This window comes from Ferrovum myxofaciens (assembly GCF_000735045.1).
Taxonomy (GTDB): Bacteria; Pseudomonadota; Gammaproteobacteria; order Burkholderiales; family Ferrovaceae; genus Ferrovum; species Ferrovum myxofaciens.
The window spans coordinates 44,955-62,127 of record NZ_JPOQ01000008.1; the positions used below are offsets into that span (position 1 = coordinate 44,955).

Below are 17,173 nucleotides of genomic sequence, written 5' to 3' on the forward strand. Positions count from 1 at the left end.
CTTCTTTCCTCAAATTAGTTTGCAGGGTCGTGTGGCCCTAGAGCCGCACGACATCAGGCACCATTACTTGTGGGCCACGTCCAGTTTGTCCACGGTATCGAACTCAAACTTGATTTCTTTCCAGGTTTCCATGGCAATCTTCAGTTCGGGACTGTGCTCGGCGGCCTTGGTCAATACAGCCTTGCCTTCCTTCTCGATGGCGATGCCCTGATTGCGGGCTTCCACACAGGCTTCCAGTGCCACGCGATTGGCTGCGGCACCCGCTGCATTACCCCAGGGATGACCCAAGGTTCCTCCACCAAATTGCAGAACGGAATCATCCCCGAAAATGGTCACGAGAGCCGGCATGTGCCAGACGTGAATCCCACCAGAGGCTACTGGCAGCACACCAGGCATGGAACCCCAGTCCTGATCGAAGAAGATCCCGCGCTTGCGGTCTTCCTTGATATAACTGTCACGCATGATATCAATCCAGCCCAAGGTGGCTTCACGGTCGCCTTCCAACTTGCCCACCACGGTACCCGAGTGGAGATGGTCACCGCCGGACAGACGCAGCACCTTGGTCAATACACGGAAGTGAATTCCATGATGGGGATTACGGTCGAGCACCGCGTGCATGGCACGGTGAATGTGCAACAGCACTCCATTATCCCGACACCAGTTGGCCAGTCCAGTATTAGCCGTCAACCCGCCGGTCAGATAATCGTGCATGATGATAGGCGCGCCGATGTCCCGGGCATACTCCGCACGTTTGTACATTTCTTCCGGAGTGGGCGCCGTCACGTTCAGATAGTGCCCCTTGCGCTCGCCGGTTTCACGCTCCGCCTTTTCAATGGCTTCCATGACGAAGTCGAAACGTTGCTTCCAGCGCATGAAAGGCTGGGAGTTGACATTTTCGTCATCCTTGGTGAAGTCCAAACCACCACGCAGGCATTCATAAACCGCACGGCCGTAGTTCTTGGCGGACAGACCCAATTTGGGCTTGATGGTACAACCCAGCATGGGACGACCATATTTATTCATCACATCCCGTTCAACCTGAATCCCATGGGGAGGGCCGCCACAGGTCATGACATAAGCAATGGGGAACCGCACATCTTCCAATCGAAGAGCACGCAACGCCTTGAATCCAAAAACATTACCAACCAACGATGTCAACACGTTGACCACCGACCCTTCTTCAAAAAGGTCAATGGGGTATGCCACAAATGCGTAATAACAGGTATCGTCGCCAGGAACATCTTCAATTTTATAGGCACGCCCCTTGTAGTGATCCAGATCAGTCAAGAGGTCGGTCCACACCGTGGTCCAGGTTCCAGTGGATGACTCGGCGGCCACGGCAGCGGCCACTTCCTCGCGATCCACTCCAGGCTGCGGGGTGATTTTAAAACACGCCAATAAATCCGTGTCTTTAGGGGTGTATTCAGGGGTCCAATAGGTCTGGCGATATTCCTTCACACCAGCATTGTATTTCTTCACTGACATGGTTTTCCTCCATCAGGTTAACTACTACTCAGGGGTCTTGCTACAAACATCTTATAGGAAATCAAGTATAAAAAAATTAAATAATTCTAATCACCACAATCACCAAACCTTATCGACCCTTTTGCAATTACCCTTTACCTGGACGATTGCGTTTCAATCGCATCAAATGTTCATCCGCTTGCTTTAATAATTCAGACGGGGATTTCATGGTATTTCGATCGCTTTCGGCAAACCCGATAGAACATGATAAAGGACCTGTTTCCAGGGTCAACTGACGGGCAACTTCGATCAGACGCTTGCGCAGATATTCCAGATTGGAGACTTGTGCCAAAGGACACACCACCAAAAACTCATCCCCCCCCAAACGAACCGCCAAATCTTCCTGGCGAACATTTTCCTTGAGGACGGTAGCAAAAGCCCGAAGGGCGGCATCACCCGCATCGTGCCCGAATTTGTCATTGATTCGCTTGAAATCATCGAGATCGATGATCAAGACACCCAAAGGGAGGTTTCGGCGTTCCACCTGGAACCAGTGACGTTTCAAAAAAGCCTCTGCCATACGCCGGTTGGCCAACCCGGTGAGCGGGTCGGTCAAAGTCTGCAAATGCAATTTACGCGTCGTCAATACCAATTCGGACAACAATTTGCGGTGCGTAGACCGTTCCGCCTCGAGGTTTCGCGCCACCACCAACTTGCCCTCCAAACGCGCTAACTGAGCTCCCAGCAGAGGGGCTGACACCGTGCAAGGCAGTACGATGTCCGCGCCGATTTCCAAAAGTTCCTGGGCAAAGGGGGCATTCAATTCGGGAACCAGCACCACAATTGCCCGTTGCTCTTCCCCAGTCCAGGATTCAAACAATCTTTTTTCTTGTTCACCCAAGATGTGGGGTTCATCCTGCCAAATAATCAGGAACCCCACCGATTCGTTGGTCATCTGGGTCGTCACAGCCCCCCAGGAATCCACGTTCAAAACGCCATAACCTCGCCCGGCAAAGGTCGATTCCCATGACTGGCGTATGGCCAAAGGGATTCCCACGAGCAAAAGCCGTGTGGTAACTGACTCCGCCTCTCCACTATTCGGGGCAATATCTTTATTGGAACTATCGTGTCCTGGTGTGTGAGAACCCCATTCCTGCCAATGCCCAATGATGTCCTCAACCATTCCGGGCAACTCTTCTGTCGACACGCTTTGACCCAAAAGGGCCAAGCCATGTTCCAAATAACCGTTGATCTTCTCGGTGTGCCGGGAGATCAACGCAGGAGCGGCCTCCCAGGCAAAATTGAGAATTTGTGCCATGACGTGACTACGGTCATTGCCCACCCGCAGTTCAGGTTCTGCTTCGGAAATTCGAATGGCCTCCGTCAGCGGATCAGGAAACCCCCATTCCTGCAACAACGCCAGAGTGATCGCCTGATGATCGATACCCAGTTGTTCCCGCTCCGCATCCAGCAGTTCGTGGGTATTCTTATTCAAACGAAGCAGAACCGAGTATGGCTCGGGGTAGAAACGCAATAGGGCCAATTGCCCGATCCGTGCCAGCAGGGCACAGGTAAAAAGGTCCGCCGCACTGACCGGGATTTCAGGTCGGTCACACATCCATTCTGCCAGCACAGCCGCCGCCAGGGAATGACGGCACAGCGCCAGATAGGCGCTGGCATCCGGCGCACTCGAGGCGACTGCGTCATCGATCACCGACAGGCCCACAGCCAGTCCCGCCACTGTTTTGAGTCCGATGCGCATCAACCCCTCTTCAACGGAAGCCACCGGACGACCGGGGGTCCCGCCTGGACGATTGGCCATGCGGATCAGACGTACGGTCAGTGCCACATCCCTTTTGATCACTTCGGCCACTTTGTGTAAATCCACGTCCTCCGACTGGATCAATGCATAGAGGCGCAAGGCGGTGGAGGAAGGAGAAGGCAGGTGACCCAATGCGCGAATCTGAAGCAACAGGGAATCTTCGGCAAGGGTATCTGGAACCACCGATTCATCATTCATATGCTGAGGCATCCTGTAACCCACATTTTAAGGCGGAACGGGGAAGAAATTGACTGCGTCATTATGACCGCAAGTGAGAAAAGTTGCATATCTTCTTTGTCTCGTTGCACGATTGCCCATGGATTGCAGTAGAATCGCCTCATGGGAGGGCAGGTCAGGTCATCACCCCCTCCCGCCGAAACCTCTAATAACGATCTGTTCTGGAGAACTCCTATGTCCGCACCTATCCTACGCCCGGCGCTGGTCGGTCTGGCCTTGCTGATGGCAGCCCCGCTCATGGCTCAAGCCAACGACTCTTATCCCGACGAACTCAAACTGGAGCACCCTGCCCAACGGGAGATCGCCAATAAACCCGGCCTGGAACTGGAAGCCATGCAAGCCGCCTGTCCGGTAAGCATGCTGAATGCCTCACCGGGTAATGCCGCCAAAAATATCCATGAGCGCATCCTGCGCACAATGGACGGCGTCATTATCGAAACTGATGCCGATCTCACAGGAGTCCCGTTTGGTACAGGGACGACCACGATCCCTGCCACCTACCGTTGCGAGTATCGCGATGGTCAACTGGTTCTGGGAATCTGGTCCAAAGGACTGATCGGCAAGTGGACCCTGTTCCAGAGTCCACGTCTGACCCAGAGCGAACTGGGTACTCCATGGCCAGACTACCTAAAATCCAACTGATTCTTCAATGGTGATGGTCATGTTCCCCGTGAACATGACCATGCTCCAGTTCTTCTTCACTGGCACGTCGCACACCTTTCACCGTACAGTCAAACACCAACGTCTTGCCAACCAACGGATGATTCCCGTCCAGCGTCACTGTTTCGTCCGTGACTTCAGTCACCGCAAACAGCCAGTTCTGCTCTCCTTCCCCCTCGCCTTGAAACTGCATCCCCACCTTGACCTGGGAGGGAAACAGTGAACGTGGTTCCGTTCTGCGCAAAGTGGGGTCGTACTCCCCAAAGGCCATGTCCGGCGTCATGGTCACCGTACAGGCAAACCCTTCCTCCTGACCCTCCAGCGTTTCTTCCACCGAAGGGAAAATGCCGTCATACCCCCCATGCAGGTAACTGATGGTGGGGTCGCTTTCTTCCAGCAACACCCCCTGATCGTCCCGCAATACAAAAGCGAGCGTGACGACTGAATTCTTTGCGATAATCATGATCGATTAAGTTCCTTGACAAGATTCAACACTTCGACCACATGGTCACGGTTGTTGTTCACCGCTACTGCAAAACGAACCACACCCTGACGATCGATGATGTAGGTGATACGATCGACACAGGAGCGTTTCTGCCCGCCTAACTCCTTTTCGCGCAGGACATCGTAACGTTGGCAAACTTCCCCTTCCACATCCGACAGGAGTCGGGCATTCAAGCCATGAGCCTCACAAAAGTCCGCATGGCACAGCACATCATCCTGGGAAACGCCCAGCACCTTGGCGCCAAAGCGATCAAATTCCTCTTCCCGATCACTAAAACCGATAGCTTCCTCACGACATTGAGGAAACGCATCGCGCGCATAGAAAAAAAGCACGACGATCCACTGCCCTAGGTAGCCCTTAAGGGAAACCATTTCCATCCCTGCATCGGGCAACTCAAAACCCGGGGCCAGTTGTCCAGTTTTCAGCATGTGGAACCTCCCGTTGCTGGATGCATTCTACCTGATCTACCCGGCAGGCAGAAACCCGGCCTGTCTTTAGCCCTCTGGCGGCGGATTCGATTGAACCTGCGCCACCAGAGCGTACAGGGTTTCCAACGCTTCACGGGGCGTCAATCGATCGGGTTCCAATGCAGCAAGACGCACCATTGCCGGATGAGGTTCCGGTTTCCGGAGGTTTTCCTCCTGTTCCTCTTCCGGCAGGGGTTTCCACTCCCGTTGGAACAGGTCGTCCTGGGCCGGTCGTAGCCCCGGTTGCTGTTCCAGACGGGCCAATAATTCCCGTGCCCAGCGCAATACGGGGCGGGGAATACCCGCCAAAGCCGCCACCTGGAGACCGTAACTGCGGCTGGCTGCCCCTTCTTCCAGAGCATGCAAGAACACGATGCGGTCACGGTGTTCCACTGCATCCAGATGTACATTAGCCACCCCCGCCACCTCCCGTTCCAAATGTGTCAACTCAAAATAATGCGTTGCAAACAGGCAGGCGCAACGATTCTTTTCCAATAAATGACGGGCTATGGCATGGGCCAGTGCCAGTCCGTCAAAGGTGGATGTTCCCCTTCCTATTTCATCCACTAAAACCAGACTGGCAGGGGTCGCATGGTGCAGTATATAAGCCGCTTCTGACATTTCCACCAAAAAAGTAGATCGCCCCGAGGCCAGATCATCACCCGCCCCGATACGGGTAAAAATCTGATCCAAGGGGCCGAGAAGCGCGCGTCGAGCCGGCACAAAACTTCCGGTATGCGCCAGCAGGGCGATCAGGGCAATTTGCCGCATGTAGGTAGACTTGCCGCCCATATTGGGACCCGTAATCAGAAGCAGGCGGCGCCCTTCGTGCAAATGGGTATCGTTGGGCACAAATCGATCCACCTGCTGCTCCACCACCAGATGCCGTCCTCCCTCGATCTCCATGCGTAACTCTCCACAGAACTCAGGGGCCGCCAGATTCAGCGCCACTGCACGTTCCGCAAAACAGGCCAATACATCCAATTCGGCAATGGCCAAGGCCAGCATCTTGAGTTCCTTGAGAAACCGCCTCAACGTTTCCAAAACTTGCTGATAAAGCCATTTCTCCCGAGCCAGGGCGCGCTCTCCCGCAGCCAGGGCACGCTCTTCAAACGCCTTGAGTTCAGGCGTGAGATAGCGCTCGGCATTCTTAAGGGTCTGACGGCGCTGGTAGTTATCGGGAATACGCTCCCGGTGTACATGGGTCACTTCAATATAAAACCCCTGTACCCGGTTATATTCCACCTTCAGGGTGGGAATGCCTGTGCGCGCTCTTTCCTGTTGCTCCAGGGCCTGTAAAAAAGCACCACAATCATTCTGAATGCTGCGCAATTCATCCAGTTCAGCATCAAAACCCGGAGCAATGACCCCCCCCTCCCGGATCAAATTGGCAGGTTCTGAAGCAATGGAGTGCTGTAGCAGGGTCACTACTTCAACGGGAAAGTGGTGCAAAACGTCATATAATTCCCGCAGACGAGCCGAGTCCGTCAGATCCTGTAATAGGGTTCCGAGATCAGGCAACCCCTGCAGGGTTTCGCGCAAAGCCACCAAATCCCGAGGACGCGCGCTGCCCAAGGCAATCCTTCCCACTCCTCGTTCCACATCGCCCGTGGTCTTGAGAAGGTTTTGCAGTTGCTGGGCTCCATGCCCATCTCCTCGACCAATGAGTTGTCGAATACCCTCCTGGCGGGCCCGAATCACATTCAGGTCGCGCAGGGGATGGTGTAGCCAATGGCGCAGCAAACGTCGCCCCATGGAGTTGCGGCAGGTGTCCAGCGAGGAATATAGGGTAGGGGCTACGCTCCCGCGCAAGGTTTCCGTAATTTCCAGGTTGCGTCGGGTAACTTCATCCAGATGCACCCAATCTTTGGTCTGCTGAACTTCCAGGCGATCAATGTGGGGCAGGTGCATCCCTTGAGCCTGCTGTACATAGTGAAACAGGGCCCCCGCAGCTTGTAACATCAGCGGACTCACCGAACCAAACCCCGCCAGATCATGCACGCCAAAATGCTGCGTCAAATCGCGCAACGCCCGGTTTTCATCGAAATGCCAGGCAGGAAGCACCTGTACCACCCAACCTCGGGTCGCTGGCTCTTCTCCACTTTGACAGAGTACTTCCCGAGCCTGAATACGCTCCAATTCGGACATCAAATCCGGCAATGGAACCTCCAGCACCCGAAAGCGCCCACTGCTCAAGGTCAGAACTGCCACCCCCACCTGCCCTGCCCGTTGCGCCAGCGCCACTAAAGGAGCATCACGATGATCCGGCAATAGAGCGGCTTCCGTCACGGTTCCCGGAGTCACGATGCGCATCACCTGGCGCTCCACCAGGCCTTTGCTGGTGGCCGGATCTCCCACCTGCTCACAAATAGCCACCGATTCCCCCAATTCCACCAGACGAGCCAGGTAACCTTCGGCTGCATGGTAAGGAACTCCCGCCATGGGAATCGGCTGGCCCGCTGACATACCGCGACGGGTCAGGGAAATATCCAGCAAGCGTGCGGCTTTTTCCGCATCTTCATAGAACAGTTCGTAAAAATCCCCCATCCGATAAAAAACCAGTCGTTCCGGATGTTGGGCCTTCAAAGCCAAATATTGACGCATCACCGGGGTATGGGCTGAAAGATCCATGAGCGAGAGAACCTGTAGCAAGAATCGGAGGGCGTCCACCCTGAATGGAATGGATTATAATCCATGCTCCATCCGTTTCTCGGCCCTTAATATAGTTTTCCGCTGACACGGAAACCCCCTCATGCCTCGGAACCTCACAACCCTATTGTTCGAATTGCTCCGCCCACAAATTCTTGAAGAGTTTATGGGGCAATCCCGAGGTTTGGTTGAGGAAAACCATGTCTGATTTGTTCACGCAAGCGCCTGTTGCACCACTGGCTGAAGCCCTCCGGCCCAAGGTACTGGATGAAGTCATTGGGCAGTCCCATCTTCTGGGTGAAGGCAAACCATTGAAATTGGCTTTTCAATCAGGAAAACCCCATTCAATGATTTTATGGGGTCCGCCGGGGGTAGGTAAAACCACCCTGGCCAGACTGACTGCACAGGCCTTTGATTGTGAATTCATCGCTCTATCCGCCGTGTTCTCCGGGGTAAAAGACATCAGGGCAGCCATGGAACAAGCTCAAGAGAACCTGGCGCATGGCAAACGTACCCTCCTGTTTGTTGATGAAATCCACAGGTTCAACAAGAGCCAACAAGATGCCCTGCTTCCCTACGCCGAAAGCGGACTGGTCACCTTCATTGGCGCAACGACCGAGAATCCATCCTTTGAAGTGAACTCAGCCCTTCTGTCTCGTGCTCAGGTCTATGTGCTGACGTCTCTGACAGAAGACGAACTGAAACAATTGCTGATACGGGCCCAGGAAAAAGCACTGGGCCATCTCCAATTTGATAACTTGGCCGTTGACACCCTCATTGGCTATGCCGATGGTGATGCTCGAAGGTTCCTGAATCTGCTCGAACAATGCAACACGGCCGCCGGTGCTGCGGGCGTAACCACGATTGATGCCGACTTCATCCGGAACGCGCTTACCCTGAACAGCAGAAGGTTTGACAAGGGTGGAGACAACTTCCATGACCAGATTTCTGCCCTGCACAAATCGGTTCGTGGCTCCAATCCTGATGCAGCGCTCTACTGGTTGTGCAGGATGCTGGATGGGGGCGCCGATCCCCGTTATCTGGCGCGGCGGATTATCCGGATGGCATGGGAAGACATCGGTTTGGCTGATCCAAGAGCCCTGCAGATTGCCAACGATGCTGCCCTGACCTTTGAACGACTGGGTAGTCCTGAAGGTGAATTAGCATTAGGCCAAGCAGTCATTTACCTTGCCGTCGCTGCCAAGAGCAATGCCGGCTACATGGCCTACAACCAAGCGTGTGCATTCGTCAAGCAGGACAAGAGTCGTGAAGTTCCCATTCATCTGCGCAATGCTCCAACCCGCTTGATGAAAGAAATAGGTCATGGGCAAACTTATCGTTACGCCCACAATGAACCCCATGCCTATGCTGCAGGAGAAACCTACTTACCTGCAGGCATGAAACCGCCTCAATGGTACCGTCCCGTACCCCGCGGACTGGAAATCAAGATTGCCGAAAAAATGGATTTCCTGAAAAACCTGGACGATCAATCCAAGGTCAAGGCAAAGTAAACCTCCGCCTTGACCTGTGTGCCTTTTCAAGCAAGGGATGCGGGCAATCAGATCGCGAAATCGGACTTATTACGCCCTGCGCTGGTGGCCTGTTTAAGCCAATCTGGACGACGTCCCTTGCCATTCCAGATTTCCCCATTAGGACCCCGATAACGAACGCCGGGTCCAGCAGAGCGTGCCGCGACTCGGGTTCCCACCAAACCCAATTCCTTGGCGGTGATGCCATAGCGCGCCACTTTTTCCCGAATCTCTGCAATCACACCCTGCTTTTCCTGTTGCCGCACGGCGTTAGCCTGTTGTTTCAATTCCTCTGCCTGAGCCATCAATTCTTCATAAGTTGCCATCATCACATTCCTTTTGTTAAGCGAAACTTAAGGCACTTTTGAAAGTACCAAATCCGAATTACCAATAAAATTCCGTAACCACCGGATTGGCAATCAGTATACCAAATCACAAAACAAAATTGAAACAAAATGAAAAAGCAAGTTTTATTGATGAATTTCAAAAGCAATCATTTTCAATAAATCATAACCATCGTCTCTATTTCACTTTTGCCAAACCAGTTCACACCAAACAACCTTGGGAACAGATATTTAAAACTCCAAAATCAATAAATTTTTACCCCATACAATTCGACTACGGAGAGGACACCTAGTACCGCCGAATTACCCCTTTCACCCACTGACAATCCACCGATAACGCCCTGAGAACCTTTTCCCGGCTCCCATGTCACTTGCATGCCCCCCTCGAACCCTGTATGATGCACGGATTCTTTTGGGGGGTATAGCTCAGCTGGGAGAGCGCTTGCATGGCATGCAAGAGGTCAGCGGTTCGATCCCGCTTACCTCCACCATTACATCAATAAACACGGGCCTTTATGGCCGTTTTTTTTGGCCGCCCATCACCCCATCCACCTCAAATGAAAGTGCCTGGGTGATTCGGAATGATCCGGTATTCAGTACAGGATATGCGAAGAAACGGACTACCGAACACTGCCTTTTCCATATTCCATCACAAAGGTCAAGCGTCAGTTTCCGTTTACCGTTACAGACCAATACCCTGCAAGCGAAACCGCATGGAATTCGGCGCCTAAGGATGATGCTCACACCGGACCATTCTCTTTTGTAAAAAGGCAAAGGAGGCAATGAGGAAATAACAAAGCACAGGGACCCCAAAAGCACGGGCCAACCCCCATGTATCAGCCAGGGCCCCCGTCAGCAAAGGAATCAGCGCACCCCCCACAATGGCCATGCACAACAATCCCGAACCCTGGGGTGTATCACCGCCCAGATCTTCCAGGGTCAACGAAAAGATGACCGGAAACATGATCGAGTTACACAGCCCTACGGAAATCAGGGCCCCCGCTGCAAGATGCCCGTGACTTAAAGAGGAGATCAGGACCAGGGTCGCCGCTCCCAGAGCACAACCTCCCAAGACCTGGTGCGCCGGCAAGCGGGAGAGTACCCAGGAACCCATAAAACGCCCCATCATGGCCCCTCCCCAATAAAGACTGACCAAACTTCCCGCCACAGGAGCACTGACGCCCAATACCTGGGGTTGTATCAAATAACTGGTCATCAAACTCCCTAGAGTTACTTCGGCACCCACATAGACAAATAGGGCACTCCAACCAAAGGCAAAACGAGGCTTTTTGAAGAGTTGCCAATCCACCCCACGGGGGGATTCTCGCAAAACCGGAAGATCCGGCGAATGCTGCCCCTTCCAGAACATCAGGGACAACGCACCAAAAATAACGGCAATCCCCAGGAAAGGCCAGCGCATCGGGTCCATGTTCTCGAAAGTTGCATGCCGAAGAATCACTGCCGCGCCAATCAAGGGACCTAAGGTCGTACCGAGGGAATTGAAGGCTTGAGCCAACGTCAGACGACTGTGAGCAAGGCCCGAGTCCCCCAGTTCCATGACCAGAGGATTGACGCTGACTTGAAGCAGGGTGATCCCCGCCGACAAGACGAAAAGCGCTCCTAAAAACCATGGGAATTCACGAAACTCGGTGGCCGGGATGAAAAGCAGACATCCCGAGACCGCAGCCGCCAATCCCAAAGCAATGCTGCGCGCATAGCCCAACCGCGCCAGAATTTGCCCTGCAGGAACCGAAAACACCAGATAGCCAATGAAGAAACTGAACTGAGTCAATAATACTTCCGCGTACCCCAAGGAAAACAGAACCTTGAGTTTGGGTACCAGGGAATCGATCAGTACGGTACTCATCCCCCAGCAAAAAAAAACGGCAACCACCGCCTTCATCCAATACGACCAACCCTTGTGATGCGAAGCGGATTTCACGCGGAGCGGGGTACCACCAAAACCCGGTTCTGCCGGGCAATCTCGCCTAAATAGGTCGCGCTGGGTTTGATGTGCCGTTGAAAGGTTCTATGATCCACGGCCACCAATCCAAAATGTGGGCGATAACCATCCAGCCATTCAAAGTTATCCAACAGGGACCAGTGAATATAACCTCGCACATCGATCCCCGCAGCCAGACAACGGGCCACGCCTGAAACTGCCCGGCGGATGTAATCAACCCGCCGCGTATCATCCATGGTGGCCACGCCATTTTCAGTGACATACAGCGGAATCTTTACATGCCCATGGGTATACCGGATAACACCCTCCACGGCTTCAGGATAGAACTCATACCCCATATCGGTGAGTGGATACCCTGCCTGGGGCGGTAACCGGCCACGCGCGCCAATACGCGCCCGGGAATAGGCCTGTACCCCCAAAAAATCACCGTGCTTTTGCACCATTTCAAACCAGGGCAGGTAAGAGAGACGGCGCTTGCGTTCCAGCATCGCCATCGCTCCCGGCCCCACGGGCTGGTCATCTTCCATGGCAATGGAGACACCAACCGGCAATTCTGGGCGTACCGCCTTGATGGCTTCGTACCCCGCCTGATGGGCCTGGAGCAAGCCCTGGTGAACCTGCTCCAGGTCCCCGAAAATCCACGAAGAAAAGCGTCCCGTGCCCACTCGGGTCCCGGCTTTACAAATAATTTCCTGGTCTTTGATCGTACCTAATTTGGTCAGTTCATACCCTGGAATGCAAAACAGCAACTGGGTCAAATTAGGTTCATTGAGGGTGGTGGCATAATTCATCCATTCGCCCAGATGACGCGTCACCCAATCACAATACCGCGCAAAGAGCCAACTCGATTCCGGGTTTTCCCATCCCCCCAGCCCGGCAAACCAACGAGGCGTCGTGAAATGGTTGAACGTTACCATGGAGCGCACCCCGTAACGCTGACAGGATTCCAGAACACGCCGATAATGATCGATCTGCGCCCGCGAAAATTGTCCGGCTTCAGGCTCGACCCGCGACCATTCGATGGAAAACCGAAAGGTGTTGAGCCCCAGATCAGACAACATGGAAATATCCTGATCGAAACGATTGTAATGATCGCAAGCATCGCCCGAGGGCTCATCAAACAGGGTTGGCTGCATATTTTCCAGCAACCACGAATCGCTGTTGATATTGCCGCCTTCCACCTGATGTCCCGCCGTAGCCGCACCCCATAGAAACCCGTGAGGAAATTCTTCACCCAACTCGGCCAAACTGACCTTTGGCCACAGAGAACCGGTCAGAGCCGCCCCACCAGCCAACAACATTTGACGTCGTTTACATTGCCATTCATTCAATTCGGTGTATTCCACGTATCTTCCTAAACGGTAAAATTTTTCCAGTATTTACAACACACCCGGCCCTTCCGGATAAAACCATTTACAAAGCCTCTTCAAAGGCAGAGATCCGTTTGAGGCGCAAACTGTTCCCCAGAACAAAAACGGAGGACAACCCCATGGCCACCCCGGCCAACATCGGATTCAGATGTACGCCAAAGGGCACAGCCACCCCCGCTGCAATGGGGATGAGCAGAATGTTATAGAAAAATGCCCAAAACAAGTTACCGCGTATGTTTCCGAGCGTCTGTCGCGCTGCATCGAAGGCCGTCACCACCGCACGCAAATCCCCCCGCGTCAGGGTCACATCTGCCGCTTCCATGGCAATATCCGTGCCGGAGGCCAGTGCAATACCCACCGAGGCATGGGCCAGTGCGGGCGCATCATTGATGCCATCACCCACGAATCCCACCCGGTGTCCCTGATTTTGCAAATCGACAACGACACGTGCCTTATCCTGAGGCAACATTTCCGCATGAAATTCAATGAGAAGTTTGTCTGCAAGGGCTGCTGCCGTTCGACGGGCATCACCCGTCACCATGACGACCTTCAAGCCGCGCGCTTTCAAGGCCTGGACAACCTCCTGGGCACCCGGTTTGATCGGATCCGCAAGGGCAAGAAAGCCCAACAATTGCAAGTCCACCGCCACAAACACCACCGTACAGCCGTTATTTTCCAACCCCGTAGCCTCGTTCATGGCATCTTCGTCCACAGGGATACCCTCTTGCTCAAGAAACCGTCGAGCACCCACACATACCCGAGAACCACCCACCTGCCCCTCGACCCCGAAACCGGGCACGGCACGAAACCCTTCGACCACCGGCGGATTCATGCCTCGTTGCCGCGCGCTGTCTACAATGGTTCGACTCAAGGGATGTTCACTGGCAGATTCCAACGCGGCGGCCAGTCGCAAGGCCTCATCGGGCTGCGGGCCATGCACCCCGACAAGTACCGGTCGACCTTCCGTCAGAGTCCCGGTCTTGTCGAAGAGCACCATATCAATGTGCGAAAGAGCCTCCAGGGCCTCGCCCTTGCGAAACAAGACCCCCAGTTCGGCAGCACGCCCGGTGCCTACCATGATGGCCGCCGGGGTGGCCAAGCCCATGGCACAAGGACAAGCCACCACCAACACAGCCACCGCAGAAACCAGCGCCAGATTGAGATCATCTCGCACCACCATCCAGACCACAAAGGAAACCAGTGCCGTCAAAAGGACCAGCGGCGTAAATACGCGTACCACACGATCCGCCAAGCCCTGAATGGGAAGCTTCCCGGTTTGCGCACTTTCCACCAACTTCACGATCTGTGCCAGCACGGTATCTCTTCCCACGGAAGTTGCTTCGATGAGTAGTCGTCCGTCCAGATCCACGGTCCCCCCCGTCACCCGATCCCCCGCTCCTTTGATTTTCGGCAAAGGCTCCCCAGTCAGCATCGACTCGTCCACATAGGCACGGCCTTCCTTTACCAGTCCATCCACTGTGATCCGCTCCCCCGGTCGGATCACGAGACAATCGCCTACCTTTAGCAGGGCGGTGGGAACGGCGCGTTCCTGACCCTGATCATCCATCAAACAAGCGGTCTTGGATTGCAGGCCGATGAGTTTGCGCAGAGCCAGAGAAGTTTGTCCCTTGGCCAAGGATTCCAGATATTTCCCCCACAACACGGCAGCCACCACCACGGCAGACGAGTCGAAATAAAGATGGCGGGAAGCCTCGGGAAACCATGCTGGGAACCCCAGCACCCACAGGCTGTAGAACCAGGCTACGCCGGTACCCGTGGCGACCAGCGAGTTCATGTCCGGGGAAAGGTGACGATAGGCCTTCAATCCGGGGCCAAAGAACCGTCTCCCCGGCCCAAACAGGACGAGGGTCGTCAACACCGCCTGCACCCAGGCCCAAAATTCCGGAAAAGGGCTCACAGCCTCAAGCCAATAAGCCACCACCGGAACGAAGGCCGGTCCCATGGAAAGGATCAGGACGAACAAACCCAGTACGGAGGCCACAGTCACTTCGTGCTGCTGAGCCTGTAACGCAGCATCCCGTTCAACGCTGTCGTCCAACTCTTCCTGTTCTTCCAGCGCGCTCGCCTCGTAGCCGGCTCTGGCCACGGCTGCCGTCAAATCTTCCGGTTGAACGCTATTCGGCACATAACGAACCTGTGCCCGTTCCGTGGCCAGATTCACATCCACCTCCACGACGCCCTCAAGTTTGCCCAGAACCTTTTCCACGCGGCCTACGCAGGAAGCGCAACTCATCCCCTTGATTTTCAGTGTAGTGGTTTGTAATTTTTCCATTGGGACTCTTTCAATGAATGAAGTCTCCCGTCCCTAAGCGTGTAAGCACGTTGTAATTGGGGTTTCCCGGGGCAACGGGCGGAGTCTTGCCACGGTCTCACCAAGCGGTAATTGCACTTCCGCAACCGGTTTAAAAACCCGAAAGAAATTATTTTCCGGTACGGTAAAGATAATGGGAAAAGTGAGAATAATTGGTACTGACCGCCCGAAACAACCGATCCAGGCTCACAATGGCATGCTCTACAATCTGGATGGCGATAAAGGGATGCTCGGATTTCAAACGCTTATACATGGTTCTGGACAATTTAAGCAGTTGGGTAGCAGGCTCTTTGGCCACCAACCGAACCGAACGAGGCATTTTGTCAAAAAAAGACATCTCTCCCAACATTTCCCCCGGTCCCGCAGAGGCGATTTCATTTTCCTGGTCCTGTTCCACAAAGGCCAAGGCGATCTGCCCCTGAACCACAAAATACAAGGCATCTCCCACCGAGCCAATCTCGGACAGGATGTCGCCTTTATTAACTTCCTGATAAGTCAGATACTCCAGCAGGGTGCGAACCTCGTTCACTGTCAGGGAGGCGCAAAGATATTGATGGTCCATGAACTGGGATAACCTGACTTGAGTTGCTTGGTCGAGATCCTCACCATGGGGCAAAACAGATTTGCTGGTCATAATATCCTCAGAGTAGGGAAGCAGATCCAGAGGCGCGACGCAGATCCACTCTGCCATCACACAGGGGGAAATTGTACCAAGGAAATGTTTGGTTGGCGATTCCCATCGACCCTAGTGATCAGCAAATCTTGCACGGAATATTGGAATCTTCCTCAAACCCGTATACCGCACACATGCGATGGTAACCATCGGCAATCACAACCTTGCTGTTGACGGTATCCCGTACAAGCAGCAATGGAGAAAGAGCCTGTCCATCCAGAATCTTTTTGCGGTCTCTTTCTACACGGGAATTGCTGATCCCCAACAAGGACAAGCCGGAGGCCCTGAAAATATCCTTTGCCTTGAATTTGGTCATGGGGGCTTGCTTCAATCGCTCGATGAATGTTACCACGGTTTGTACATCGTAGATCAGGCTCAGGTAAGATTCAGCCGCCGGGTAGTCGTGCTTCTCCGGCGTATCCAGCCATTTAATTTCAGTTTTGCTCATGTAAACCCCTTTATCAATAATCAAACAGCCAGAAAATGGTTTGCATTTTTTATACTTGCTTCACTCACAAAACATAATGCAGGATAGCAACGTAATGAGCGGCGCTGCCAGCCATCACAAACAAGTGCCAGATCCCATGCGCATGGCTGAGGCGTGTATCGAGCACATAGAAGATGATGCCAATCGTATAGAACAGTCCGCCGGCAACGAGCCAGGCGAAACCGGCCGGCCCCAGTGCCCGTTCCAACGGAACCAGAGCAACCAAGACCAGCCAGCCCATCAAAACATAGATCCACAAGGATAGTGTTCGCGCTTCGCTCTGTGGCCTCAGTTCTTGCAAGCCGCCGAAGACTGCGAGCCCCCACACCGCACCGAACAGCGACCAGCCCCAAGGACCGCGTAGCGTCACCAGGCAGAACGGGGTGTAACTTCCGGCGATAAGCCAATAGATGCTGTGGTGATCCAACTTGCGCAGGAAAATCTTGGCGCGTCCGTGCATACTGTGATAGAGCACGGAGAAACTGTAAAGCAACACCAACGTCACGCCGTAGATCGAGACGCTTACCACCTTCCACGGGTCACCATTCAACGCCGCCAGTACAATCAGCACGACAACACCGGCGATTGCCAGAATGGCTCCGACGAGATGTGTCAAAGTGTTGAACTTCTCCCCGGAGTACATGTGATTATTTCCGGTCCATCTGGCCCAG

Annotated in this window: 14 protein-coding genes and 1 tRNA gene; 3 read left to right on the forward strand and 12 right to left on the reverse strand. The window is 54.0% G+C overall.

Annotated features, from left to right (window positions below; translation table 11 throughout):
- Positions 1-63: 63 nt before the first annotated feature.
- Positions 64-1,485: a form I ribulose bisphosphate carboxylase large subunit gene (locus tag IV91_RS0101465; protein WP_031595459.1), complete on the reverse strand. Its 1,422-nt coding sequence runs from the start codon at positions 1,483-1,485 to the stop codon at positions 64-66.
- Positions 1,486-1,612: 127 nt separating this feature from the next.
- On the reverse strand, positions 1,613-3,484 hold the full coding sequence (locus tag IV91_RS0101470) for a sensor domain-containing diguanylate cyclase (RefSeq protein WP_031595461.1): 1,872 nt from the start codon (positions 3,482-3,484) through the stop codon (positions 1,613-1,615).
- A gap of 213 nt (positions 3,485-3,697) precedes the next feature.
- Here IV91_RS0101470 and IV91_RS0101475 point away from each other — a divergent pair, with 213 nt between their 5' ends.
- Positions 3,698-4,165, forward strand: a complete 468-nt coding sequence (locus IV91_RS0101475; RefSeq protein ID WP_031595463.1) for a hypothetical protein — start codon at positions 3,698-3,700, stop codon at positions 4,163-4,165.
- A gap of 4 nt (positions 4,166-4,169) precedes the next feature.
- Here IV91_RS0101475 and IV91_RS0101480 read toward each other — a convergent pair whose 3' ends face one another.
- From IV91_RS0101480 to mutS, 3 genes are all read right to left on the reverse strand, one after another.
- Complete coding sequence (locus IV91_RS0101480) at positions 4,170-4,646, reverse strand: FKBP-type peptidyl-prolyl cis-trans isomerase (protein WP_031595465.1); 477 nt, start codon at positions 4,644-4,646, stop codon at positions 4,170-4,172.
- A complete protein-coding gene (locus IV91_RS0101485; protein ID WP_031595468.1) occupies positions 4,643-5,116 on the reverse strand; it encodes a peroxiredoxin in 474 nt (157 codons plus the stop codon). The genes IV91_RS0101480 and IV91_RS0101485 overlap by 4 nt, the downstream gene beginning before the upstream one ends.
- Positions 5,117-5,182: 66 nt before the next feature.
- On the reverse strand, positions 5,183-7,786 hold the full coding sequence (gene mutS / locus IV91_RS0101490; RefSeq protein WP_031595470.1) for a DNA mismatch repair protein MutS: 2,604 nt from the start codon (positions 7,784-7,786) through the stop codon (positions 5,183-5,185).
- A 218-nt stretch (positions 7,787-8,004) separates the two neighbouring features.
- On the opposite strand from mutS, the gene IV91_RS0101495 reads away from it, so the two are divergent.
- Complete coding sequence (locus IV91_RS0101495) at positions 8,005-9,315, forward strand: replication-associated recombination protein A (protein ID WP_031595471.1); 1,311 nt, start codon at positions 8,005-8,007, stop codon at positions 9,313-9,315.
- A 47-nt stretch (positions 9,316-9,362) separates the two neighbouring features.
- Here IV91_RS0101495 and IV91_RS0101500 read toward each other — a convergent pair whose 3' ends face one another.
- Positions 9,363-9,662, reverse strand: coding sequence for an H-NS histone family protein (locus tag IV91_RS0101500; RefSeq protein ID WP_082783189.1), 300 nt, complete (start codon positions 9,660-9,662; stop codon positions 9,363-9,365).
- Positions 9,663-10,092: 430 nt separating this feature from the next.
- Here IV91_RS0101500 and IV91_RS0101505 point away from each other — a divergent pair.
- Positions 10,093-10,168, forward strand: a tRNA-Ala gene (locus IV91_RS0101505).
- A 236-nt stretch (positions 10,169-10,404) separates the two neighbouring features.
- Here IV91_RS0101505 and IV91_RS0101510 read toward each other — a convergent pair.
- The 6 genes from IV91_RS0101510 to trhA form a co-directional block, all read right to left on the reverse strand.
- Entirely contained in the window at positions 10,405-11,619 is a 1,215-nt protein-coding gene (locus IV91_RS0101510; RefSeq protein WP_035416956.1) for a sugar MFS transporter, read from the reverse strand.
- Positions 11,616-12,986: a glycoside hydrolase family 1 protein gene (locus IV91_RS0101515; RefSeq protein ID WP_200874301.1), complete on the reverse strand. Its 1,371-nt coding sequence runs from the start codon at positions 12,984-12,986 to the stop codon at positions 11,616-11,618. The genes IV91_RS0101510 and IV91_RS0101515 overlap by 4 nt, the downstream gene beginning before the upstream one ends.
- 67 nt (positions 12,987-13,053) lie before the next feature.
- Entirely contained in the window at positions 13,054-15,303 is a 2,250-nt protein-coding gene (locus IV91_RS0101520; protein ID WP_035416957.1) for a heavy metal translocating P-type ATPase, read from the reverse strand.
- Positions 15,304-15,451: 148 nt separating this feature from the next.
- On the reverse strand, positions 15,452-16,033 hold the full coding sequence (locus tag IV91_RS0101525; RefSeq protein WP_051861827.1) for a Crp/Fnr family transcriptional regulator: 582 nt from the start codon (positions 16,031-16,033) through the stop codon (positions 15,452-15,454).
- A 61-nt stretch (positions 16,034-16,094) separates the two neighbouring features.
- Positions 16,095-16,463 (reverse strand): hypothetical protein, encoded by a 369-nt coding sequence (locus IV91_RS0101530; protein WP_031595479.1) that lies wholly within the window; start codon positions 16,461-16,463, stop codon positions 16,095-16,097.
- A 64-nt stretch (positions 16,464-16,527) separates the two neighbouring features.
- Entirely contained in the window at positions 16,528-17,145 is a 618-nt protein-coding gene (gene trhA / locus IV91_RS0101535) for a PAQR family membrane homeostasis protein TrhA (protein ID WP_031595480.1), read from the reverse strand.
- Positions 17,146-17,173: the final 28 nt, after the last annotated feature.